The sequence below is a fragment of the Brevundimonas sp. FV1ps31S genome (assembly GCF_058681265.1).
Genome location: NZ_CM178735.1, coordinates 3,106,379 through 3,128,826 on the forward strand (window position 1 = coordinate 3,106,379; position 22,448 = coordinate 3,128,826).

The window sequence follows — 22,448 nt, forward strand, 5'->3', positions numbered from 1 at the left end:
GCGCTAGCGTCGCCATAGTCCTAGCCGGAGTTCCCGCATGTCCCTTCGCCTGTCGCGCCGTTCCCTGTTCGCTTCCGGAGGCGCGGCGGCGCTGGTCGCGGGGCCGTCGTGGGCCCAGAGCCAGACCCAGGCGCCGGCGCCGGCCGTCGCCAACGACGACGCAGCCCTGGCCGAAGCGGTCGACGCCTATGTGAAGAAGGCCATGGCCGCCTGGCCCGAGCAGCCGGCCCTGGGGGTGGCGGTGGTCAAGGACGGCGAGACGGTCCTGGCGCGCGGCTATGGGGTCAAGGTTCAGGGCAGGCCGAGCCGGGCGGACGAACACACCCTGTTCGCCATCGCCTCGAACACCAAGAACGTCACCGCCGCCGCCCTGGCCATCCTGGTGGACGAGGGCAAGGTGGCGTGGGACGCGCCCATCAAGACCTATCTGCCTGACTTCCGGCTGTCCGATCCGTACATCAGCAACCACATCACCGTCCGCGACACCCTGAGCCACCGGGCCGGGTTCGGCCTGGGCGCCGGCGACCTGCTGTTCTGGCCCAACAGCGACCGGACCCGCGCCGAGGTCCTGGCCCAGGCCGCCTTCGTGCCGATCGAGGACGGGTTCCGGGCCCGCTATCACTATTGCAACCTGATGTTCGTCGTCGCGGGGGCGGTGATCGAGGCCGTGTCGGGCATGATGTGGGAGGACTTCATCCAGACCCGCATCCTGGACCGGGTCGGCATGACCGAGACCGTGCCCCTGGCGCGCCTGGCCGATCCGGCGAAATCCGCCCTGCCGCACGGCCGGGTCGGGCCGCCGCTGCGTTACCAGGGGGCGATGACGCCGATCGCGGCCTCGATCGTCGAGGTCTGGAACTGGGATTCAGCGGCGGCGGCGGGAGGGATCTGCACCACGCCGACGGACTGGGCCAAATGGATCGCCGTGCGGCTGAACGACGGCAAGCTGGCGGACGGAACGCGACTGTTCTCCGAGGATGCGGCGCGCGAGATGTACCGGCCCAATATCATCGCCGGCGCCTCGGCCGGCCCCACGGCGGAACTGCCCAACCGGTCCATCGCCTCGACCTACGCCATGGGGCTGCAGGTCCAGGACTATCGCGGCGAGCGGATCGCCAGTCACGGCGGCGGGTCGCCCGGCGGCATCTCGGCGACCGTGCTGATCCCCGGCCGCAAGACCGGCTTCTGCGTCTTCTCCAACGCCGAGGAGAGCTTCCTGCTGCGCGCGCTGCGCTCGGGCATCACCGACCTGTGCATGGGCAAGACCGATGTGGACTGGATCGCCGATTCCAAGCGGCTGGAGGCCGAGGGCAATGTGAAGTCGCTGGCCGCCGCCGTCGAGATCGACGCCAAACAGGCCGCCGGCGCCCCGCCGTCGATGCCGCTGGAGGCCTATGCCGGGACCTGGCGCGATCCCTGGTACGGCGACATCCTCATCGAACCGAGGACCGAGGGACGAGGACGCAATCGCAAGACCGGGCTGTGGCTCAGCTTCACCCACACGCCGGCGCTGAAGGGCTGGCTGGAGCCCTATGACGGCGAGACCTTCCGCACCCGTTTCCCCGACAAGCGCGAGGAGGACGCCTTCGTCACCTTCGCCATCCAGACCGCCAAGCCGGCCACGGCGACGATGAAGGGCGTGTCGCCCGACATCGACTTCTCATACGACTATCAGGATCTGAAGCTGACACGGGTCCAGCCCGTCAGCGGGTGATCTCCAGCAGTTCCAGCTTGGCTTCCTGCCTGGGCCAGGGCAGGACCAGCCGCCAGCGGTTCTGGCCGATCCGCTCCAGCACCCCGACCTGATCCCGCTCGGGATTTTCGTCATAGGCCGGGAAGCTGGTTTCCTGCCCCCAGGCCTGGGTTCCGACATAGACCAGACGACGGTCGGTGTCGGGATACAGCAGGCCGCGCAAGCGTTGCGAGCCGGTGGTCTTGGTCAGGATCAGGTCGCCGCCGGGGGTCAGTTCGACCGCACAGGCGAACCAGGGATAGTCGACATAGGCCAGGCCCTGGCCTTCCACCCGTCGTCCCAATTTGATGGTGCGGCAGCGGTAGGTTCCGGGCGTCGGCTGGAGACGGTCGGCCTGGGCCGCATTCGGATCCACAAGGGGACCGAGCGCCTCGACCTGACGGGCGAAGCCGGCGTCCTCGGCCTCGGCCCGCGCCATGCGCCAGGCCTGGTCGAGGCGGCCCAGCCGACTGGCGTCCGAGGCGGTCGCAACCCGGCGCCAGTCGTCGGTCCCATCCTGCAGGCCGCCGGGGGCGGCCTGTTGCGCCGGTGCGGCCGTAACCTGGGCTACGGCCTGGGGCGCGGCCTGGGGCGGCACGCCGGCGGCCGGTTCGGTCACGGCTGGAGACATCTCGGCCGGACCATTGGGGCGGTTGTCGCCACAGGCGGCGAACGCCGCTGCGGCGGCGGACAGGGCGAAGAGGATCGGGCTACGGCGCATGGGCGTCTCCATCGGTTGGGAGTCGAACGGTCCAGCCGCCGCGAGGTTCAGCCGGCCTTGGGGACCAGTTCGATCAGGTCGAGGTTGGACTCGTACTGCGGCCAGGGCAGGACAAGCCGCCAGCGCGCGTCGCCGATCCGCTCCACCACAGCGACCAGGTCGCGATCAGGATTGCGGCCATAGGAGTTGGCGGCCGGCTCCTGGGCCAGGGCCATGGAGCCGAGCATCAGCATGTGGCGGTCGTTTTCCGGGAACAGCAGGCCCGAGGGACGTTGCGAGCCAGTCAGTTTCGAGAACTTCAGTCCGCGAGGCGTCTGTTCGATGCGGCAGGCGAACCAGCCGTAGACCACATAGCCCAGGCCGTCCTCGCCGCCCTGGGAGCCCAGTTTGACGGTTCGGCAGCGATAGTCGCCGGGCGGCGGGGCGACGCCGGGGCGGGCGGCGCCGGGATCGATCAGATCGCCGAGACTGTCCAGATCGCCCGAACCGCGCTGGCGACGCGCCTGTTGCAGAGCCAGGTTCCAGGCGGCGTCGCGCCGCTGGTAGCGATCACGATCGACAGAGGTGATGACGCCGCGCCAGTCCATCAGAACCCCGCCGCTCCCTCCCGAAGGCGGAGCGGGAGGCGGAGGCGGGGGCGGCGGAGTGGAAGCGCAGGCGGCGACGACGAAGAGCGCGGCGACGGCGAGGCTGCGCGTCAGACTGCGGGTCGACGAACCAGACTGGAACGGACGGAACTGGGCGAACGGACGCATCATCGCTTCCCTTGGGGGCGGGCCTTGCGGCGAAGTCGTCCCTTTAGGACCCGTATGGGCCGCCGTCGTCAAGGCCGCACGCCCGACGAGGGCGCCGATCAGCCTTCGCTGTCGGCGGCGACCTCGGCCTTGCGACGCGGCGCGCGGCGGCGCGGCGCGGGGGTCTCGCCCTCCTCGGTCGGTTCGGCCGTCGGCGCGGGGGTCGAGGAACGGGTCAGAAAGCCCGGCAGGGCGGTGGGGGCGTCGTCGTCGGCCTCGACGGCGACGGCCGGACGGCGGCTGCGACGGGCGGGGCGTTCTTCCGCGCTCGAAACCTCGACGGCGGGGGTTTCAACCGCAGATTCGGCCGGAGGCGCGACGGATTCGGCGTCGGCGGCCTCTTCCGATCCGACGATCTCCTGGCCTTCGAAGCGGCGGTTGCGTTCCTCGCGGCGACGCTCCCAGCGTTCGCGGCGGGTCTCGCGGCGGCCGCCGCCTTCGCCGTCGGCGCGGACTTCGCCGTCTTCACGGGGTTCGCGCGGTTGCTGATTGTCGCGGTTCTGGTCGCGGTCGCGGTTCTGATTCTGATCACGGTCGCGGTTGTAGTCGCGGTCGCGGTCGCGGTCGCGACTGGGGTTCTGGCTCTGATCGCGGTTCTGATTCTGATCGCGATCGCGGTCGCGATTCTGGCCCTGGTCGGCGCGGTCGGACGCCTCCTGGGCCTGGCGATCAGCGGCCTGCTGGGCGGCGACGAAGGCGGCGGCCTGGGCGCCGGACTCGTCCTCGAAATCGATGTCGAAGCCCTGGTTCGACAGTTCGCGCGCGGCGATGTCGGAGAAGGACCGTTGCGGCTGAAGCGCGCGCAGGACTCGGTAATAGTGTTCGGCGTGCTGCTGGTAGTTCTCGGCCAGCACCCGATCGCCGCCGGACGCCGCGTCGCGGGCCAGCTGCTGATAGCGTTCGTAAACGGTCTGGGCGTTGCCGCGGACCTTGATGTTTTCGGGGCCTTGCGAGTCCCACGAACGATTCGGATTGGCGTTGTTGGCGTTATTGGCGCCCGCCTTGTTCCGATTGCGTCCGCGCTGACGCTTCATGCCCTTGAAATCTCTCATTCGCGCTACCGTGTGCAGGGATGGACCCAGGCCATCGGCCGGTTCCGTCCGTTTCGTGGTTCCGTTTCGCTCGGGGCCGATCCCCGATTGTCGAACTGTCGGAATGCCTTGCCGCCCGCATGGTGCGCCGGTCCTTGCGGGACCGACCGTCATGGCCGGCTCAAGCCGCGAACAGCCGGATTGGGATCCGGAAGGCTGCGTTTGAGTGGGAGACGAGGGAGACTTAGCCTGTGCGACGACCCTTTCCAAGGGGTTTTCGTCAAACCCTCGCACCTATGGCCACGGCGCCGCTTTGCCGATGGGGGCTCAGTGGGCTAGGCAAGACCTTTGAGGCGACTACGAGGCTTTCCCATGCGCGTTCTGGTTCTTGGCGGCGATGGTTTCTGCGGCTGGCCGACAGCCCTGCATCTGTCGGCCAACGGCTGGGACGTGACCGTCGTCGACAATCTGAGCCGGCGCAACATCGACAACGAGCTGGAGATCCAGTCGCTGACGCCGATCCGCACCATGGGCGAGCGGATCAAGGCGTGGAAAGAGGTGTCGGGCCGCGATATCGGCTTCGTCAACATGACGGTGGGCAAGGAGTTCGACCGTCTGGTCGCCCTGATCCGCGAGCTGGCGCCCGACAGCGTGGTGCATTTCGCGGAACAGCGGGCCGCCCCCTATTCGATGAAGTCGGCGCGGCACAAGCTGTACACGGTCGACAACAATATCAACGCCACCAACCATCTGCTGGCCGCCATCGTCGAGAGCGGGCTGGACGTGCATCTGGCCCACCTGGGGACCATGGGGGTCTATGGCTACGGCACCGCCGGCCTGCGCATCCCCGAGGGCTATCTGAAGGTCACGGTCCAGACCGACAACGGCCCCGCCGAGCAGGAAATCCTGTTCCCGCCCAATCCGGGCAGCATCTATCACATGACCAAGACGCAGGACGCCCTGCTGTTCCAGTTCTACGCCAGGAACGACGCGCTCAGGATCACCGACCTGCACCAGGGCATCGTCTGGGGCGCCCAGACCGAGGAGACCCGCAGGGACGAGCGGCTGATCAACCGTTTCGACTATGACGGCGATTACGGCACGGTGCTGAACCGGTTCCTGATGCAGGCGGCGGTCGGCTATCCGCTGACGGTGCACGGATCGGGGGGCCAGACGCGAGCCTTCATCCATATCCAAGACACGGTGCGCTGCGTCGAACTGGCGCTGAAGAATCCGCCCAAGCGCGGCGAGCGTGTCAAGATCCTGAACCAGATGACCGAGAGCCGGCGCGTGCGCGACCTGGCCCGGATGGTCGCCGACATGACCGGCGCCGAGATCCACAATGTGCCCAATCCGCGCCAGGAAGCGGACGAGAACGATCTGGTCGTGGCCAATGATCAGTTTCGCGAACTGGGGCTGAAGCCGATCACCCTGGCCGAGGGGCTGATGCAGGATGTGACCGACATCGCCCGCCGTTACGCCGACCGGGCCGACCTGTGCCGCGTGCCCTGCGTGTCCGCCTGGAACCAACGCCGGGCGGAGGCGCTGGAAAACGAAGCGGCGCCGCCGGCCCCGACGACGGCCCCCACAGCCCTGTCCGCCTGAGACCTGTCTTGATGCCCGACGCCGCCCCCGACCGCGCCACCGCCCCCGACCTGCTGGTCTTCGGCGGGGGATATCTGGGTCGCGCGGCGGCGCGCGAGGCCCTGAGGCGCGGCGGCCGGGCCGTGGCCACATCGCGCGATCCCGAACGGCGCCGGTCGTTGGAAGCCGAGGGGATCACCGCCGTCGATCCAGCGGACGCCGAGGCGCTGAAGACCGCGCTGGACGCCGCCACAGCCGTGCTGATCACCGCCGCGCCCGACGCCCACGGCTGCCCCGCCCTGCGCGCCCTGGGGCCGGTGGCGGGCGACGCCTGGCCCGACTGGATCGGCTATGTCTCCTCCACCTCGGTCTATGGCGACCGGGCCGGCGGGTGGGTGTTCGAGGACGGGCCGTTGAACGCCGCCAATCTGGAGGGCGCGCGAAGGGTGCGGGCCGAGCGCGACTGGCGCGACGGGGCGCAGGGCATGGGGCTGACGGTGCAGATCTTCCGCCTGCCCGGCTTCTATGGGCCGGGACGCAGCGTGGTCGAGCGGCTACGCGAGGGGACGGCCAAACTGGTCAGGAAGCCCGGCCAGGTGTTCAACCGCATCCATGTCGACGACGTGGTCTCGGGCCTGTTCGCCTCGATGGCCCGGCCGCGTCCGGGCGCCGCCTACAATCTGACCGACGACGGACCGTCGCCGGCCGATGTGGTGGTCGAATGGGCCGCCGAGCGGATGGGCCTGCCCCGCCCGCCCGAGGTCGACTGGACCGACGACAGCGTCAGCGAGGCGATGCGGCGCTTCTATCTGGATTCCAAGCGGGTCTCGAACGCCCTGGCCAAGGCCGAACTGGGCTGGCGGCCGCAATATCCGACCTGGCGCGAGGGGTTGGCGACGCTGCTGGAGGCGCCTCCGCCGTTGAGACTTGTAAGCTGACTTTCGTCATCCTCCGGCGCGCAGCGAGATCGGAGGATGACGAAAGAGCGGATCAGAACGGCAGCAGATTGCGCTGACGGCTGTAGCTCATGGTGCCGACATTGGCGCCCAGGCGCAGGCCGACGCCGGTGCGGATCGGCGCAAGGACGATGCCGTCGGCCTGCTGATAATTCACGCCCAGGCCGGCGATCAGATAGGCGGTGCCCTCGACGCCGGGGTAACGGCGATAGATCATGTCGGGGTGGTACAGGCCATAGACCAGGGTGAAGACCCGGCTGGCGTTGCCGCCCCAGTCCCAGCCCACCGAAGCCCCCTGCCAGAACACCTCCTGCGAGGCCGACAGGTCCTTCATGTGCAGGGCGCCCCGGCCGTACCGAGCGCCGACGACCACGGCTCCAGAGCCCTCTTCGCCGGCGATGTAGGCGGTGGGGCGGTCGCCCTGGTCGGCGAAGACGCGTTCAATGGCGCCGCCGACGGCCTCGGCCGCGATGCCCAGCTCCTTGGACCCGGCCGCGACCAGTTCGTCGAAGCTGTAGGACTGGGCCTGGTTGTCCGACTGGATCGGATAGTTGGGGTTGGCCGGCGCAGTGGCGCAGGCGCCGACGGACGAGGCGCCAGCGGCGGTGGCCAGGCCGGAGAGGATCAGTTGGCGGCGATGCATGGGGCGCTCCTAGAGGCGGCGAGGGACAGCCAGCGGGGACGCCGGGCTTTGTGACAGAGTCCCCGACCTTTGCGGCAGCCTTGCGGCTTCAAGGTTAACGGGGACTTACGGACGCGCGGGGACAGGATCGACCGCCAGTTCATATTGGCCTGGCTGAGGCACAGCCTGAAGTGTGTTAAAAAACAATCACTGGACGCAAAGACCATCCTGCCTCAACTTGCCAGCCACAATCCTGCATTGTGCAGATTGAATATCTGATGGAAATTGCGATGATTGGCGAGCGATTAGGCGCAATGGGCGCAGCCTTGATTCTGGCAGCGTCCCTGACTTTTCCTGAGGCCGGTCGAGCGGACACGGTCTCAGACTATCTTGTTCAGCAAGTCTGTATCGATCCAGCAACCGGCGCGGCGACGGCGGAGGATCCCATCACCTGCCCTGAACGAGCGAGAAAACTTCAAATTGGCGAGCATCTTCGATACCATAAGTGGGATATGCCCACGCAATCCAACCTCGCCCAAATCAGCGACAGCTACCCCATCCCCGACCTGTTGGGCCGCAATCGCATCGCGCAGACCTTCTACTTCACGCGCGAAAACGCGGTTCCAACCTTCTGGCCCGGAAATCCCGAGACCGGCATTTCCGCATATGATCTCCTTGTCACCGACGGAACCTACGCCTCTGCCGCAGGCACCTATGACAGTGGCGGCGGATGGCAGCCATTCTTCCGCAACGCGCAATGCAGCACGGCGGATTCATGGATCCTTGCTCCAAAGAACCTGTCCATTCCATTTACCCAAGGCCAGGCGGTCACGACGCTTACTGGAGGCTTCCCTCAATGTCCGACGGTGGATGGATTCTCACAGTCCCTTACCGTGTGGAACTACTACCCCAACGTGCCGTACCAGAGCGGCAAAACACTTAACACGGTCAAGTCGTGGCACTTCGGCGGCCCGACGGTCGATTCAAACGCCATAGAGGTTTTTTATCTCACCAAGGAGTATGGCAAGGCTCGCTGGGAAGCCTGGCAATCGTCGGAATACAGATCCGCGCCTGATCCGGTATCGCTTGAACGCTGCGGAATTGGCACGAATAACGGCGTGAACACATTTGGCCAAACAACGTACTTCCTCGCTGCCTGTCATGACTGGACATTCATCTTCCCGGCTGAAAACGGCGCGTGGGACCCCTCCCAGTTCCACATTGATCCGCTTTACAACAGCGTGAACCTACTCCGGAACACGCACATGCAATGCACCAACGCCAATGGACGGGCGCGGACGTGCGGCACTTCAAATAACTGGTGTCAGACGATGCCGCCGTGGCAGCGATATGGAGATCTGAATTGGACCTTCAACCAAAACCCTCAGGCTCCGAGAGAAAGTTCCAATTGCTCGCTCCTCTTTTCCATTCCCTCCGCGCCCAGCGCTCAGTCAATATACCAAGATACAGCGCCGATAGATAAGTCTTATCAAGATTATACTTTCGGTGCAGCCCTGAGAGCCCCCCTGACAACTGGCCCGACCTACCCCTTGTACCTCTATGTTTTCGAGATAAGTGCTTCCGGCGCTCAACTTGCCTCGCACGCCGTCAATGTGAATGCTCAGAAGAACTATCGCTTCTTCGAAGGAAGTTTCACGCGGCACCCGGACACCTACACATTCCGTTTTCAGGTCTATGTGGGCACTTCCAACGTGGAATACGAGATGACGGATGCTTGGCTTGCTCCCAAGCCTTGAGCCGTTCTTTGGTTAGGAAGGGGCTCGCCGATCCAGCGGCGAGCTCCTTCTCCAATTCGAACTGACTATTCAAGCGACGGCTCTTGGCGAAATATCACGCCCGCAGCCTGCCGCCCTGCTTCTCCACCGCCGCCACGATCTTGGCGGTCAGGGCCTCGATCTCGGCCTCGGCCAAAGTCGCCTCGCGGGGTTGGATCACGACTTCCAGGGCGACGGACTTGAAGCCCTCGTCCACGCCCTTGCCACGATAGACGTCGAACACCCGCACGTCGGCGATCAGCGCCTTGTCGGCGCCGGCCGCAGCCCGGACCAGATCGCCGACCGGCTTGGCGTCCTCGACCACGAAGGCGAAGTCCCGGGTCAGGGGCATGAAGGCCGACAGGTCCGCCGATCCCCGCGCCTTGCCCGACTTGCCGCGCGGCTCCGGGACATTGTCCAGCACGATCTCGAAGGCCAGCATGGGCGCATCGGCGTCCAGCGCCTTCAGCACGCGCGGGTGCAGTTCGCCGAACTCGACCATGATGTTCTTGGGGCCCAGCTGCAGCCGGGCCGAACGGCCGGGGTGCCACCAGTCGCGGTTCGACCCTTGCACCAGTTGCAGGGAGGCGACCGGGGCGCCGATCTCTTCCAGCAGGGTGGTCAGGTCGGCCTTCAGGGCGAACAGGGCGTCCTCACCGGCGCCGGCCCAGTGACGGGCGGCGTGAGGGGCGACCAGGGCGGCGATGACCGTGCGCTGATCCTTGGGACCGTCGCCCAGATAGATGGGGCCGATCTCGAACAGGGCGGCGTCGGCGAAACCGCGCGCGGCGTTGCGCGCCGCCGCCTGGATCAGGTTCGGCAGGGCCGAGGGCCGCATGCAGTCCAGATCGGCCGCAATGGGGTTCTCCAGCACCAGACGGTCATCGCCGCCGCCGAACAGGGTCGCCGTGGATTGTTTGGTGAAGGACCAGGTGACGGCCTCGGCATAGCCCAGGGCGGCAAGCGCGCGGCGCGCCGTGCGGACGCGGGCCTGGCGCGGGCTCAGCACCCCGCCGGCGGGGCGGGCGACCTCGGGCAGGGGCGTGTCGGGCAGGCTGTCGAAGCCCTCGATCCGCGCCACCTCTTCCACCAGATCCGCCCGGCCTTCCACGTCGCGCCGCCACGACGGCGGGGTCACGGTCCAGGGCTCAGCCTGACCGGCTGGCGCGGCCGTGACCAGGAAGCCGAGCTGGCCCAGGATGGTGCCGATCCGGTCGTCGTCCAGGTCCATGCCCGTCAGCCGCTTCACATAGGCGGGGTCGAAGGCGAAGGGCGCCGGCCCAGCCGGGGGCTCGCCGACGAAGACGATCTCGGACGGCTCGCCGCCGCACAGGTCCAGAATCAGGCGGGTGGCCAGCTCCAGCCCCGGCGTGACAGAGACCGGATCGACGCCGCGCGCGAACCGGTACTGGGCGTCGGAATGGATGCCCAGCGCCCGGCCCGTCTGGGCGATCACCAGCGGGTCGAACCAGGCGCTTTCGATGAAGACGTCGGTCGTGGTCTCGTCGCAGCCGGTGCTTTCGCCGCCCATGACGCCGCCCAGGCCGATAGGGCGCTCGCCCCCGGCGTCGGCGATGACGCAGTCGGTCGGCGCAGCCGCATAGGTCTTGCCGTCCAGGGCGATCAGATGCTCGGGCTCGCCGCCCTCGATATGGGCGGTCCCGGCCGAGACCTGTCCGCCGCGCACCACGATCTCGGTCCCGACCAGCTTGGCCACGTCATAGACGTGCAGCGGCCGGGCGCGGTCGTAGGCGATCAGATTGGTCACATCGACCAGACGGTTGATCGAGCGCAGGCCGATGGCGGTCAGGCGTTTCTGCAGCCAGGCCGGCGACGGGCCGTTGCGCACGCCGCGAATGACGCGGCCGGCGAAGACCGGACACATCTCGGGCGCGTCCAGCCGCACGGTGATCGGCGACGGGAAGCCCCCCCGCACCACGGCGATGTCGAAATGCTTCAGCTTGCCGACGCTGGCGGCGGCCAGATCCCGCGCAATGCCGGCGACGCCCAGCCAGTCGGGCCGGTTCGGCGTGACTTCGAAATCGATGACGGGCTCGGCGCCGAACAGGCCGGCGACCGGGGTTCCCACCGGGATCTCGGGCGGCAGCTCCTGGATGCCGTCGCTCTCATCCGCCAGCTCAAGCTCCGAGGCCGAGCACAGCATGCCGTTCGACACCACGCCGCGCACCGGCTTCTCGACCAGGGTCACGCCCAGGCCGGGGACATAGGCGCCGATAGGGGCGTAGATGGTGGTCAGGCCCGCCCGCGCGTTCGGCGCGCCGCAGACGATCTCCTTCAGCCCGTCGACGGTCTCGACCTGGCAAACCTGCAGCCGGTCGGCGTTCGGGTGACGTTCGGCCGAGATGATCCTGGCCACGGTGAAGGGCGCCAGTTTGGCGGCGGGGTCGAGCACCTCCTCGACCTCCAGCCCGGCCATGGTCATGGCCTCGGCGATCTGATGGACATCGGCCTCGGTCTCGAGGTGATCCTTCAGCCAGGACAGGGTGAACTTCATGCTGCGGCCCCGCCCAGCACCTGCTGGATGTTGGCCAGGAACTCCGGCGCCCCGGTGAAGCCGACGCGCAGGAAGCGGCAGTCGACGAAGCTGCAGTCGGAGAAGGTCACTGTCCCCGTCACCTTCTGGGGCCCCACCGGCGCCAGCAGCAGATTGCGGGTATCGCCCATGGCGTCGCCCATGTTGCAGTTGTCGAACCGGCATCCGCCCACGGCCAGCAGCACTGCGGGCCCTTCCAGGAAACAATTGCGGAAAGTCTTGCCGGTGATCACAGCCTCGCCGCGCTGGGCCGCCTCTAGGATCAGCTGGGGCAGCCAGATCTGGACGCCCTCATAGGCAGGGCCAACCCCGATCAGGGGCAGTTTCAGCATATCGTCTTCGATCTTCATGATTCAGCTCAGGCCCGAGGCCGGATTGGGGGCCGCGAAGGCCGAGAAGCCGTAGTGCGCCAGCCAGCGCGTGTCGGCGTCGAACATGGGGCGCAGGTCGGGCACGCCGTATTTCAGCATGGCCAGGCGATCCACCCCCATGCCGAAGGCGAAGCCCTGATACTCATCCGGGTCGATGCCGCAGTTCTTCAGCACATTGGGATGCACCATCCCGCAGCCCAGGATCTCCAGCCAGTCGTCGCCGGTGTTGAACACCAGTTTCCCGCCTGACCGGTCACAGCGAATATCCATCTCCGCCGAGGGCTCGGTGAAGGGGAAGTGATGCGGCCGGAACCGCGCCTGGACCTCGTCCAGCTCGAAGAAGCGGGCGATGAAGGTCTGAAGCGTCGTCTTCAGGTGGCCCATATGGATGTCGCGGTCGATCACCAGGCCTTCGATCTGGTGGAACATCGGCGTGTGGGTGGCGTCCGAATCCTTACGGAAGGTGCGGCCCGGCGCGACGATGCGGATCGGCGGCGTCTGGCTCATCATCGTGCGGACCTGCACCGGGCTGGTGTGGGTGCGCAGCACCTTGCGCTCGCCCGTCTCGGGGTCGGGCTTCAGGAAGAAGGTGTCGTGCATCTCCCGCGCCGGATGTTTGGGCGGGAAGTTCAGGGCGGTGAAATTGTGGAAGTCGTCCTCGATGTCCGGGCCTTCCGCGACCGCAAAGCCCATCTCGGCGAACAGGGCGATCATCTCGTCCATCACCTGCATGGTGGGGTGAACCACGCCCTTGCGACGCGGTCGGGCCGGCAGGGTCAGGTCGACGCGCTCGGCCTGAAGCCGGGCGTCCAGCTCGGCGGCCTCCAGCTCGGCCTTCTTGGTCGTGATGGCGGCGGCGACGCGGTCGCGCAGGCCGTTGATCATCGGCCCCTGTTCGCGGCGTTCGTCGGGGCTCATCGCCCCCATCCCCTTCAGCAAGCCGGAGATGGAGCCGGACTTGCCCAGGGCGGCGACGCGCACCTCTTCGAGGGCTGCGACGGTTTCCGCGCCGCCGATGGCGTTGATCAGTTCGAGTTCGAGTGTGGCGAGATCGGTCATTTGGCCCGTGCATTAGCGGGCCGGGGCGCGTTCGTCACCCTTGAAGGCGCGCGCCGGGCCTCGCAGCGAACCCGGTGAGGTGTTGAGGGCGCCGTCCCCGCTCGATAGAGCTGTCTCTCCAAGGCGGGAGATCCAGATGTATCGTTGGTCGCGATCAGCCTCTGTGCTGGGCTGTGTCTTGGGCTTAGCGGCGTGCGCTCCGAACATGCCGGCGCTCGACCCCATCGGCGCGACCGGCCCCATCGGCATCGACATTCTACATCAGGACGTCGAGATCGAACCCTTCTTCGGAAGCCCCGGTTTGAGAGGCGCGCAAAGCTTCACTTTCCGCACGACGACTGGCGGGGATCGTCTCAGTTTCAGGGGCGGTCCTCTCAAAATCACCACCCTTAGTATAGACGGACGTCCGATCAAGGACTGGCGAATGTCGGAAGGCGCCCTTGATATCGCCGTTGGCCGCCCCCTCAGGCCCGGCTCCGGTCACTCTATGTACATCGAATACGAAGCGCTGCCGGGTAGGGGCGTCCATGTCTCTGATGACCTTGCTTACACAGGCTATTTCTCGTGCGATTGGATGGTGTGCAGCCAGGAAGATTTCGCAGACCGTTTCACATTCGACCTATCCATCCGCGCGCCCCGCGGCCTGACCAGCCTCGGGCCCGGCGAGTTGGTGGAGGTGACAGCGCTCGACCACGACGACGAACTGCACCACTGGCGCACGCAAGACAGTTACCCGGCCTATGTCCATGCCTTCGCCATCGGCAGACTAATCCGGATCGAACCCTCAACGGGGTGTGACACCCGCCTCGAGGTGCTTTCCGTGGCGCGAGAAGAGGAGGTGAACGCGATCTTGGAGCCGACTTGCGCGATGCTGAAGTACTTCGAGCAACGGTCCGGCGTCCCCTATTCCGCCGCACGCTACAGCCAGCTTTACGACCCCTTACGCTGGGAGGCGCAGGAGGCAATCTCCCACAGCGTGCTTGGCGGGGGCGCCGTCAAGGCGATGATCACTGATCCGCAGGAAGACTGGGCCGTAGCCCATGAGCTTGCCCATCAATGGTGGGGCAACCGCGTGACGGCTTCGAGCCTGTCGGAGTTCTGGCTGAACGAGGGCGTCACAACATTTATGGTCGCCAGTTGGAAGGAGCACCGCTGGGGGACCGACGCCTACACACACGAGATCGAATTGGCGCGGCGGCGGTGGCAAAGGTGCAGCCAGGAATGGCGAGACGTCCCCTTGGCCTTCCGGGAGGCCTACCCGTCGCTCTCGGCTCGCCGGTGTATTCAGTATTCAAAGGCTGCCGTCTTCCTTCACGAACTACGCGTCCTCATGGGCGACGCGGCATTCTGGGGCGGGATCGACGCCTACACGACCGCCAACCTCGGCCGGTCGGTGACATCGCGAGATTTTGAGGCGGCCATGCAAAAAGCGACCCCGGTGGATCTTCGGCCGCTGTTCACCCAGTGGGTCGATCCGGCGCCCTAGGCGTTATTGGCATGAGGGTCGGCGCCGGCAGCGCAACCCTGATCGATCTTTATACAGATTATTTGTCCGAAACGCGCCGCGAAAGGTTCATGAAGGGCAAAGCCGATGTTAAATATCACCCGCTAAGCCCGCCCTGTGGACATTGGGGGGCCGAATGCCGCTGATTGGTGATTTCGTTGACTTGATCGCGCCGGTGGCGCCGTCCACCCCGTGCGCCGAGGTGTTCGAACGGTTCCAGACCGAACCCAACACCCTGGCCCTGGCCGTGGTGGCGGACGACGGCCGCCCCGTCGGGATCATCGAGCGCAACGCCTTCACCCTGCGGATGGCGGCCGAGTTCGGGCGCGCTCTATACGCCAAGAAACCGGCCGAAAGCCTGATGGATCGCAACGCCCCCATCGCCGAGGCGGCCACAAGCGCCGAGACCTTCTTTCAGGCCTATGGCGCGGCCGAGCTGGGCGCCCTGCTCAGCGGCTTCATCGTCGTGGCCGACGGCCGCTATCTGGGCGTGGGCACCGCCCTGCAGGTCGTCCAGGCCGGGGCCGCCCTGCACCGCCAGCGCGCCGAGGAAATGGGCGCCCTGGCCCGCGACCTGGCCTACGCCGAGGCCGAGGCCGTCGCCTCCAGCCGCGCCAAGTCCGAATTCCTGGCCGTGATGAGCCACGAGATCCGCACCCCGCTGAACGGCGTGCTGGGCGTCGCCGCCCTGATGGAGAAGAAGCTCGTACAGGAGGAACTGCGCCCCTATGTCCGCACGGTCATCGATTCCGGCCAGAGCCTGCTGCGGCTGCTGACCGACGCCCTGGACATGTCGCGCGCCTCGGCCGGGATGCTGACCCTGGAGGAAGAGCCGCTGAACCTGTCGGCCGTCGCCTTCGACATCGACGCCCTGTGGCGGGCGCGCGCCGAAGAAAAATCGCTGAGCCTGACCGTCCGCACCGACTTCGAATCCAGCCCCTGGGTCCGGGCGGACGGGATGCGGATCAAGCAGCTGCTGAACAATCTGGTCGGCAACGCCCTGAAGTTCACCCAGACCGGCGGCGTCATCGTCACCCTGGCCAGCCATACGACCCGCGACGGGCTCCGGGTCGAACTGACCGTGGACGACAGCGGCCCCGGCGTGCCCGAGGCGGCGGCCGCGACCATCTTCGACCCGTTCAATATCGGCAAGGCGGGGCGCGAGGGCGCCGGCGCCGGCCTGGGCCTGGCCATCTGCCGCCAGATCGCCGAACGGATGGACGGGACCATCGGTCTCAGCGTATCGCCGCTGGGCGGGGCGCGGTTCCATGTCCTTCTGCCGTTGAGCGCCTGCGCGGCCGACGAGGCGGGGGCCGCCCCGGCCATGGCCGAGCCGACGCCGCACGACACGCTTCATGTGCTGGTGGTCGACGACAATCCCACCAACCGTTTCGTCGCCGCCAAGCTGCTGGAAATGTTCGATTGCACCGCCGAGATGGCCGAGAACGGTCAGGAAGCCCTGGAGGCGGTTCAGGCCCGGCGCTTCGATCTGGTGCTGATGGACATCAAGATGCCGGTCATGGACGGGGTCGCCGCCACCCGCGCCATCCGCGCCCTACCCGGCCCCGCCGCCCGTCTGCCCATCCTGGCCCTGACCGCCAACGCCGACGAGCGCGACGAGTTGGACTATATCGCTGCCGGCATGAACGGGGTGGCCCAGAAGCCGATCCAGCCCGACGCCCTGCTGAACGCCATGCGGCTGGTTCTCGCGGACGCCGAGATCGACCGCCCGGCGGAACCCAGGGCCGAAATTGCAGCCGCCTGATCTTAAAACGAAGAACGCCCGCCCCGGCGAACCGGAGCGGGCGTTGATCCTTGCCGTACCGACCTCGACTTAAGCGAGAGCGGCGCGGACCTTGTCGGCCACGGCCTTGAAGCCGGTCGAGTCAGCGGCGATCGAGGCCAGAACCTTGCGGTCCAGTTCGATGCCGGCCTTGTTCAGGCCGTTGATGAACTGGCTGTAGGTGAAGCCTTCGATACGCGCAGCGGCGTTGATGCGCTGGATCCACAGGGCGCGGAAGTTGCGCTTCTTGGCGCGACGGTCGCGATAGGCGTATTGCCCGGCGCGGTCGACGGCGGCCTTGGCCGTACGGATCGTATTCTTGCGGCGGCCGGAGAAGCCCTTGGCCTGCTCCAGAACCTTCTTGTGCTTGGCGTGCGAAGTTACGCCACGTTTAACGCGAGCCATGTCGCTATTCCTTCAAATTCTTTGGGTTGAGATCCGTCGTACAGCGCGCGCCGATCAGGCGTACGGCATGTAGGACTTGATCTTCTTGGCGTCGGCGTCGGCCATGACCGAGGTGCCGCGGTTCTGGCGGATGTATTTCGAGTTGTGGCTGATCAAGCGGTGACGCTTGCCCGCAACCCCGGCCTTCACCTTGCCAGTGGCCGTGAATTTGAAGCGCTTCTTGGCGCCCGACTTCGTCTTCAGTTTCGGCATTTCAGTCTCCTTTTTGGAGGGCTACCGTCCTTCGGACTACTTGAGCCCGATGACTTGACCTTCCAGAGTTTAAGAACCGCCTAGGCATGCCTGTTCGCCCGGCGGTTCGGTACGCGAAGGCGCGGCTTGTAAGCGAAGACGCCCCGCGACGCAAGATGAGTCAGGACAAGGACTTGGCGGACGCATTCGCTGCGCCCTGACCTCGCCGGATCGCCCGCCCGGCGTTCAAAGCCATCACCGCCGCCGGGATGGTCAGAAGCGCGCCGATCAGGAACGGCCAATCATGCCCCAGGCCCGAGAACAGCGCCCCAGCCACCATGGGCCCGAAGATGCGCGCCACCGAACTGGAAGCCATGTTCAACCCCAGCATCGCCCCCTGCTGATCGGGCGGCGAGGCGCGGCTGATCATGGCCGAGATGTTGGGCATGGCCAGGGACATGCCGCAGGCGCCTAGGGCCATGACGATCGGTATGGCCCACCCCTCGACCACCGGCAGGGACAGGCCGCCCAGATCCAGCCGGGTCGCCGGGAACCAGGCGACCGGCGCCAGCACCTGCAGCACCAGCGATGCGCCGAACAGCAGCATCCCCGTCGCCAGCACCCGCGCCTCGCCGAACCGACGTGCCAGCCGTCCGGCGAAGAAGCCCTGGTTCAGGGTCGAGATCGCCCCCACGATCATGAAGCTGAGCCCCACCTCGCGCGCACCCCAAGCGTAGCGGCTCTCGGACCACAGGCCGAACACCGCCTCCATGGCTGAGAAGCCGGCCATATAGATCAGGGTCACGATCAGGACGCGCGACACCACCGGATTGGCCCGGGCGTCCTTCAGCCCCGCCAGGAAGGGCGGACGCGCCGCCGACGGATCGGCCTTGGCCCGGCTCTCGCGCAGGAAGACCGTCACCCCGACCGCCGCCAGCGCCGCCAGCGCCGCGGCCAGAAAGATCGGCAACTGATAGCCCAGCCGCCCCAGCTGCGGCTGGGTCAGCAATCCGCCCAGCCCCGGCCCGACGATGAAGCCTAGGCCGAAGGCGGCGCCGATCAGCCCCATCCGCCCCGCCCTCTGCTCCGGCGGGGTGACGTCGGCCACATAGCCTTGAACGGTCGAGATATTGCCCGCCCCCAGTCCGGTGAACAGGCGCACCGCGACGGCCAGCCAGATGTTGGGCACGAAGGCCAGCATCAGATAGCCGACCGCATTGGCCACAAGCGTTGCCAGCAACACGGGCTTTCTCCCAATCCGGTCCGACAGCCGCCCCCAGAAGGGTTCCGCGAAGAACTGGCCCAGCGAATAGGCCGAGAACATCAGTGTGATCTGCCACGCCTCGGCCTTCAGGCTCTGGGCGAAGAAGGGCAGCAGCGGCACCACCAGCCCGAACCCGACCAGATTGATGAAGACCACCGAGAACAGGACCGCCAGGGCGGGCGCGCGAACGGCGGGAGGCGGGGGCGTCTGGTTCATGCCCCTGGCTTAGCGCGACGCTTGGTCCGCGAGAAGCGCCGTGGCGCCGCCTCCCTTCAATGGCTCAGTTCGGCCCGACGGGATTGTTCGTTTCCAGGAAACGCACCGTCTCGCGCAGCATCTGCTGGCGGGTGTCGGCGCGCGACAGCCAGTGGTCCTCGCCCTGCAGTTCGATGAACTCCACCGGCTTGCCCGCTCGGCGCATGGCCTCGGCCATGACCCGGCTCTGTTCGATGGGCACCACCGTATCGTCCTTGCCGTGAATCAGCAGCAGGGGCCGGTCGACCGTCTCGGCCAGCCGGGCCGGCGACAGGGCGTCCAGCGCCCGGTCGTTCAGTCGCGCCGCCCCCATGAACCGATTCCAGTAGCGCACAGTCTGGCTGTCGTTCCGTCCCTCCTGCCGCGCCTCCCAGTTGACCATCCGGCGCAGGTCCGACACCCCGGCGACGGCGACGCCGCAGCGATAGACGCCGACGTCCAGCGTCAGGCCCGCCATGGCCGCATAGCCGCCGTAGCTGGCGCCGACGATACAGACCCGTTCGGGATCGATGATCCCCTCGGCCGCCAGCCAGCGCACCCCGTCCGACAGATCGGTCTGCATCTTGCGCCCCCACTCGCCGTAGCCCGCCTCCATAAAGGCCAGGCCATAGCCGGTGGAGCCGCGGAAATTGGCCTGAAGCACCGCATAGCCGCGCGACGCCAGGGCCTGGGCCCACCAGTCGAAGCCCGCCTCGTCCTGCGACGCCGGCCCGCCGTGCGCCAGCACGATCAAGGGCAGGCCGGACGGCGCCTCCCCCCCCGGCGGCAGGGTCAGATAGCCGGGAATGTCCAGCCCGTCGGCCGCCGCATAGTGAATCGGACGCATCTCGCCGACCAGGTCGGTCGGTATGGCGGGATAGGCCTCAGCCAGAACATCGGCCTTGCCACGCGTGAAATCTACCAGTTGGTACAGCCCCGGCTCCCCGATGTCGTTGAACACGACGATCAGATTCTGCGCGTCATTCCAGGATGTCAGCACCGGCCTCTTGCCAGCGAAGGCCCGCTCGATGGCGCCCCACCGCCGCGCCGCAGCCGGATCGATGAACTCATAGTGCGTGCCGTCCTCCTCCATGCGACCGCCGCCGATCAACAGGCGCGTACGCGGATGGTGGACCAGAAAATCGGGATGGTGCTCGAACGGCAGCCGGCTCCATTCGCCGGTGTCCACATTGACCTCGAACAAGACGTCGGACGTCTCCGAGTCCTCGTCCTCGGCGGCCAGATCCGGCCGGTCCGCGCCGACGACGATCGTACGCGGCGTCCGGCCCATGCCCATCAGGCTGGGCGTATCCACCGGCGCGTCCACCGCCCAGGACTCGCTGAACCCATGCCCCTTGGGCAATCGCAGAGACCACCGCCCGCCGCGCTCGACGTACCGAGCCATGGCGATCACCTCGCTGTCGCCGTCCAGCACATAGTCCTCGATCTCGCGATCCATGGATTCCACCGACCGCCCGCGGCCGGTGGTCAGGTTGATCCGGTGCAGGTCGATCTGTCCGGTGTTGATATTGAACCCCCGCGCGAACAGGGTCGGCCCCTCTTCGGTCCGTCGGATCGAAGCCGGGCCGATCAGAACGGCCAGGACGTCCGGCGTACGATCCAGCACCTGAACCAGCTTCTTCTTCTCGAGGTCCAGCACCTGACCGAAGAACAACTCCCGGCGCGACACGCCCAGCAAGGGTATGCCTTGCGTCTGCGAGGTCACGACCAGCACATGCCCCTCGCCGATCCAGCGCAGATCGCGAACCTTGGCGTCGCCGATGGCCGCCGCGAACAGATGCTCCCCCGTGGTCATCCGCGTCACCGCGATGGCGCGGATTTCGCCCACGACCGTGATCCGGGCGATAAGATCGCCGCTCGGCGAAACCTCCAGATATTCAACCGCCGGCGTGGCGCTGTAAGCCTCCAGGGGCGGCGGCGGCGAGGATTCAGCAGCCTCCGGCTGAACCCGCGCCGCTGCACTGCCTGCGCACAGAACCATCGCGATCGCTATAGCGACCGCCTTACCCCCCGAACTCAACACCACGCATGTCCTCCCCCGAGCCGAGCCCTACTTTCAGACGCCCCGCGCGCAAGTTGCAAGAGATCCGCCCCCAACGCGCGAAAAAGAAAAGCCCCGACCGGGTCCGGTCGGGGCTTTTCAGATCAGCGATGGATCGTGTCGATCAGCGCGGGGCCAGGATCATGATCATCTGGCGGCCTTCCATCTTGGGCGAGAACTCGACCTTGGCGACTTCGTCGAAGTCGGCCTGGACCTTGTTCAGCAGCTTCATGCCCAGTTCCGGGTGCGCCATTTCACGACCGCGGAAGCGCAGGGTGACCTTCACCTTGTCGCCCTCGTCGAAGAAGCGGTGCATGGCCTTGGCCTTCACCTCATAGTCGTGGGTGTCGATGTTCGGACGGAGCTTGATCTCCTTCAGCTCGACGACCTTCTGGCGCTTGCGCTGCTCGGCCTTCTTCTTCTGCTCCTGGAAACGGTGCTTGCCGTAATCGAGGATCTTGGCCACCGGCGGTTCGGAGGTGGAGACGATCTCGACCAGGTCCATCCCGGCTTCCTCGGCGGCTTCCAGAGCGGCGGAGGTGGGCATGACGCCCTGTTTCTCGCCATTCTGATCGATGAGCAGAACGCGAGGGGCGCGGATATCCTGGTTCATACGCGGCCCGTCTTTCACGGGTGGCGCTTGCATGGGACGGCGAATGGGCGTCGTTTCCTTATGTGGTCAAAGAAGGCGTGTGTCGTGATGAGCGAATGCCCGCGGCTGCCGCCACGTTCCCCTCAAGCCCGCAATATGCGCCCAGAAGCCCGGTTTTTCAAGGCTTGGCGGGCGGTCCGGCGATATAGGCGTCATGAAGCGCCAGCACCGCGTCGAAGACATGATCGACGCTCAGATCCTCAATGGGGGCGAACTGCCCCCGCGTCTCGTTCGAGGCGGCGGTGCGCGTCTTCGGCCCCCAGGGACCGTACAGCCACCACTCGGTCGGGCCGAACAGGCCCAGCGTCGGCCGACCCAGGGCCGCCGACACGTGCATCAGGCCGGAGTCATTGCCGACGAACAGGTCGGCCCGGTCGATGGCGGCGGCCGAGGCCAGGATGTCGCCCTTGCCGACGAAGTCGATGCCGCGCCCCCCTTGCTCGGCATGGCCAGCAGCCTCCAGCGCCGGGGTCGCCGGCGGCCGGTCGGCCGGCCCGCCCACCGGCATGAACCGCCAGCCGTCGAAACGCGGCTCGGCCTTCAGCTTCTCGACCAGGGCGCCCCACCGGTCGGCGGGCCAGCTCTTGCCCGGCTGGTGGGCGATGGGGGCCAGGGCGATGATGCGGCCTGGACCGGCGCCGCCCGCCAGCTGCGGATCGATGACGGCGGCGGCTTCGGCCCGCGCCTGATCATCCAGAAAAATCTCAGGGTCCAGCGGCGTCGGCGATCCCATCAGCCGCGACACCATCTCGACCTTGCGCAGGCCCGTCTCCCACGAGCGGTTATAGACGACGCGCCGCTTGGCCGGGACCAGATAGCTCAGCGCCGACCCCCGGATGTCGATCACCAGGTCCCACCGTGTGCCGACCGCCTGTTTCCACAGATCGAGCCAGTGTCCGGCCATCTTCTTCTTATCGAGCACGATGGTGCGCACCACGCCGGGCGCCGAACGGAAGAAGGGCGCCGGCGGGCGGCCGCAGGCGACGGTGATCTGCGCCCCCGGAATCTGGCGCGCGATCTCGCGGATCACGCCCGACGAGATGACGCAGTCGCCGATGCGGTTGGAGGTGACGAACAGGACCTGGGGTGCGGACATGGGCCTGTGTTCCGCCAT

At 67.0% G+C, this 22,448-nt stretch carries 19 protein-coding genes; 6 read left to right on the top strand and 13 right to left on the bottom strand.

Annotated features, from left to right (window positions below; translation table 11 throughout):
• The first annotated feature begins 37 nt into the window (after positions 1 to 37).
• On the top strand, positions 38 to 1,714 hold the full coding sequence (locus ACVPT3_RS14860; RefSeq protein WP_492041632.1) for a serine hydrolase: 1,677 nt from the start codon (positions 38 to 40) through the stop codon (positions 1,712 to 1,714).
• Here the strand turns inward: ACVPT3_RS14860 and ACVPT3_RS14865 are convergent.
• The 3 genes from ACVPT3_RS14865 to ACVPT3_RS14875 form a co-directional block, all read right to left on the bottom strand.
• A complete protein-coding gene (locus tag ACVPT3_RS14865; protein ID WP_492041633.1) occupies positions 1,704 to 2,453 on the bottom strand; it encodes a DUF4893 domain-containing protein in 750 nt (249 codons plus the stop codon). The two genes, ACVPT3_RS14860 and ACVPT3_RS14865, sit on opposite strands and share 11 nt — an antisense overlap.
• Before the next feature lie 47 nt (positions 2,454 to 2,500).
• Positions 2,501 to 3,211, bottom strand: a complete 711-nt coding sequence (locus ACVPT3_RS14870) for a DUF4893 domain-containing protein (RefSeq protein WP_492041634.1) — start codon at positions 3,209 to 3,211, stop codon at positions 2,501 to 2,503.
• 95 nt (positions 3,212 to 3,306) lie between these two features.
• Positions 3,307 to 4,299 carry a DUF4167 domain-containing protein gene (locus ACVPT3_RS14875; protein WP_492041635.1) on the bottom strand — a complete coding sequence of 331 codons (993 nt, stop codon included), beginning with the start codon at positions 4,297 to 4,299 and terminating at the stop codon, positions 3,307 to 3,309.
• Between the two features lie 351 nt (positions 4,300 to 4,650).
• On the opposite strand from ACVPT3_RS14875, the gene ACVPT3_RS14880 reads away from it, so the two are divergent.
• Together ACVPT3_RS14880 and ACVPT3_RS14885 are read left to right on the top strand one after the other, a co-directional pair.
• Positions 4,651 to 5,883 carry an NAD-dependent epimerase/dehydratase family protein gene (locus ACVPT3_RS14880; RefSeq protein ID WP_492041636.1) on the top strand — a complete coding sequence of 411 codons (1,233 nt, stop codon included), beginning with the start codon at positions 4,651 to 4,653 and terminating at the stop codon, positions 5,881 to 5,883.
• 11 nt (positions 5,884 to 5,894) lie between these two features.
• Entirely contained in the window at positions 5,895 to 6,800 is a 906-nt protein-coding gene (locus ACVPT3_RS14885; protein WP_492041637.1) for a Rossmann-fold NAD(P)-binding domain-containing protein, read from the top strand.
• A gap of 52 nt (positions 6,801 to 6,852) precedes the next feature.
• Here the strand turns inward: ACVPT3_RS14885 and ACVPT3_RS14890 are convergent, their stop codons facing one another.
• Entirely contained in the window at positions 6,853 to 7,461 is a 609-nt protein-coding gene (locus ACVPT3_RS14890) for a DUF1134 domain-containing protein (RefSeq protein ID WP_492041638.1), read from the bottom strand.
• A 239-nt stretch (positions 7,462 to 7,700) separates the two neighbouring features.
• Between ACVPT3_RS14890 and ACVPT3_RS14895 the strand changes: the two genes are divergently transcribed.
• Positions 7,701 to 9,197 carry a hypothetical protein gene (locus ACVPT3_RS14895; RefSeq protein WP_492041639.1) on the top strand — a complete coding sequence of 499 codons (1,497 nt, stop codon included), beginning with the start codon at positions 7,701 to 7,703 and terminating at the stop codon, positions 9,195 to 9,197.
• A gap of 94 nt (positions 9,198 to 9,291) precedes the next feature.
• Here ACVPT3_RS14895 and pheT read toward each other — a convergent pair whose 3' ends face one another.
• Genes pheT through pheS form a run of 3 tightly spaced genes read right to left on the bottom strand, consistent with a single transcriptional unit; the run spans position 9,292 to position 13,199 of the window.
• Complete coding sequence (pheT, locus tag ACVPT3_RS14900) at positions 9,292 to 11,730, bottom strand: phenylalanine--tRNA ligase subunit beta (protein ID WP_492041640.1); 2,439 nt, start codon at positions 11,728 to 11,730, stop codon at positions 9,292 to 9,294.
• Positions 11,727 to 12,119, bottom strand: coding sequence for a hypothetical protein (locus ACVPT3_RS14905; RefSeq protein ID WP_155988144.1), 393 nt, complete (start codon positions 12,117 to 12,119; stop codon positions 11,727 to 11,729). The genes pheT and ACVPT3_RS14905 overlap by 4 nt, the downstream gene beginning before the upstream one ends.
• A 3-nt stretch (positions 12,120 to 12,122) precedes the next feature.
• Positions 12,123 to 13,199 (bottom strand): phenylalanine--tRNA ligase subunit alpha, encoded by a 1,077-nt coding sequence (pheS, locus tag ACVPT3_RS14910; RefSeq protein ID WP_492041641.1) that lies wholly within the window; start codon positions 13,197 to 13,199, stop codon positions 12,123 to 12,125.
• A gap of 205 nt (positions 13,200 to 13,404) precedes the next feature.
• On the opposite strand from pheS, the gene ACVPT3_RS14915 reads away from it, so the two are divergent.
• Together ACVPT3_RS14915 and ACVPT3_RS14920 are read left to right on the top strand one after the other, a co-directional pair.
• A complete protein-coding gene (locus tag ACVPT3_RS14915) occupies positions 13,405 to 14,685 on the top strand; it encodes a M1 family aminopeptidase (RefSeq protein WP_492041642.1) in 1,281 nt (426 codons plus the stop codon).
• A 154-nt stretch (positions 14,686 to 14,839) separates the two neighbouring features.
• A complete protein-coding gene (locus tag ACVPT3_RS14920) occupies positions 14,840 to 16,468 on the top strand; it encodes a response regulator (RefSeq protein WP_492041643.1) in 1,629 nt (542 codons plus the stop codon).
• A gap of 69 nt (positions 16,469 to 16,537) precedes the next feature.
• Here ACVPT3_RS14920 and rplT read toward each other — a convergent pair whose 3' ends face one another.
• From rplT to ACVPT3_RS14950, 6 genes are all read right to left on the bottom strand, one after another.
• Complete coding sequence (gene rplT, locus ACVPT3_RS14925; protein WP_287928338.1) at positions 16,538 to 16,891, bottom strand: 50S ribosomal protein L20; 354 nt, start codon at positions 16,889 to 16,891, stop codon at positions 16,538 to 16,540.
• Positions 16,892 to 16,945: 54 nt separating this feature from the next.
• Positions 16,946 to 17,143, bottom strand: a complete 198-nt coding sequence (rpmI, locus tag ACVPT3_RS14930; protein WP_003166435.1) for a 50S ribosomal protein L35 — start codon at positions 17,141 to 17,143, stop codon at positions 16,946 to 16,948.
• A 160-nt stretch (positions 17,144 to 17,303) separates the two neighbouring features.
• Positions 17,304 to 18,602: an MFS transporter gene (locus ACVPT3_RS14935; RefSeq protein WP_492041644.1), complete on the bottom strand. Its 1,299-nt coding sequence runs from the start codon at positions 18,600 to 18,602 to the stop codon at positions 17,304 to 17,306.
• Between the two features lie 64 nt (positions 18,603 to 18,666).
• On the bottom strand, positions 18,667 to 20,622 hold the full coding sequence (locus ACVPT3_RS14940; RefSeq protein WP_492041645.1) for an alpha/beta hydrolase family protein: 1,956 nt from the start codon (positions 20,620 to 20,622) through the stop codon (positions 18,667 to 18,669).
• Positions 20,623 to 20,806: 184 nt separating this feature from the next.
• The gene (gene infC, locus ACVPT3_RS14945; RefSeq protein ID WP_112863475.1) at positions 20,807 to 21,328 is read right to left on the bottom strand and encodes a translation initiation factor IF-3; all 522 of its coding nucleotides are present in this window, start codon (positions 21,326 to 21,328) and stop codon (positions 20,807 to 20,809) included.
• Positions 21,329 to 21,452: 124 nt separating this feature from the next.
• Positions 21,453 to 22,430 carry a glycosyltransferase family 9 protein gene (locus ACVPT3_RS14950; RefSeq protein WP_492041646.1) on the bottom strand — a complete coding sequence of 326 codons (978 nt, stop codon included), beginning with the start codon at positions 22,428 to 22,430 and terminating at the stop codon, positions 21,453 to 21,455.
• Positions 22,431 to 22,448 lie beyond the last annotated feature (18 nt).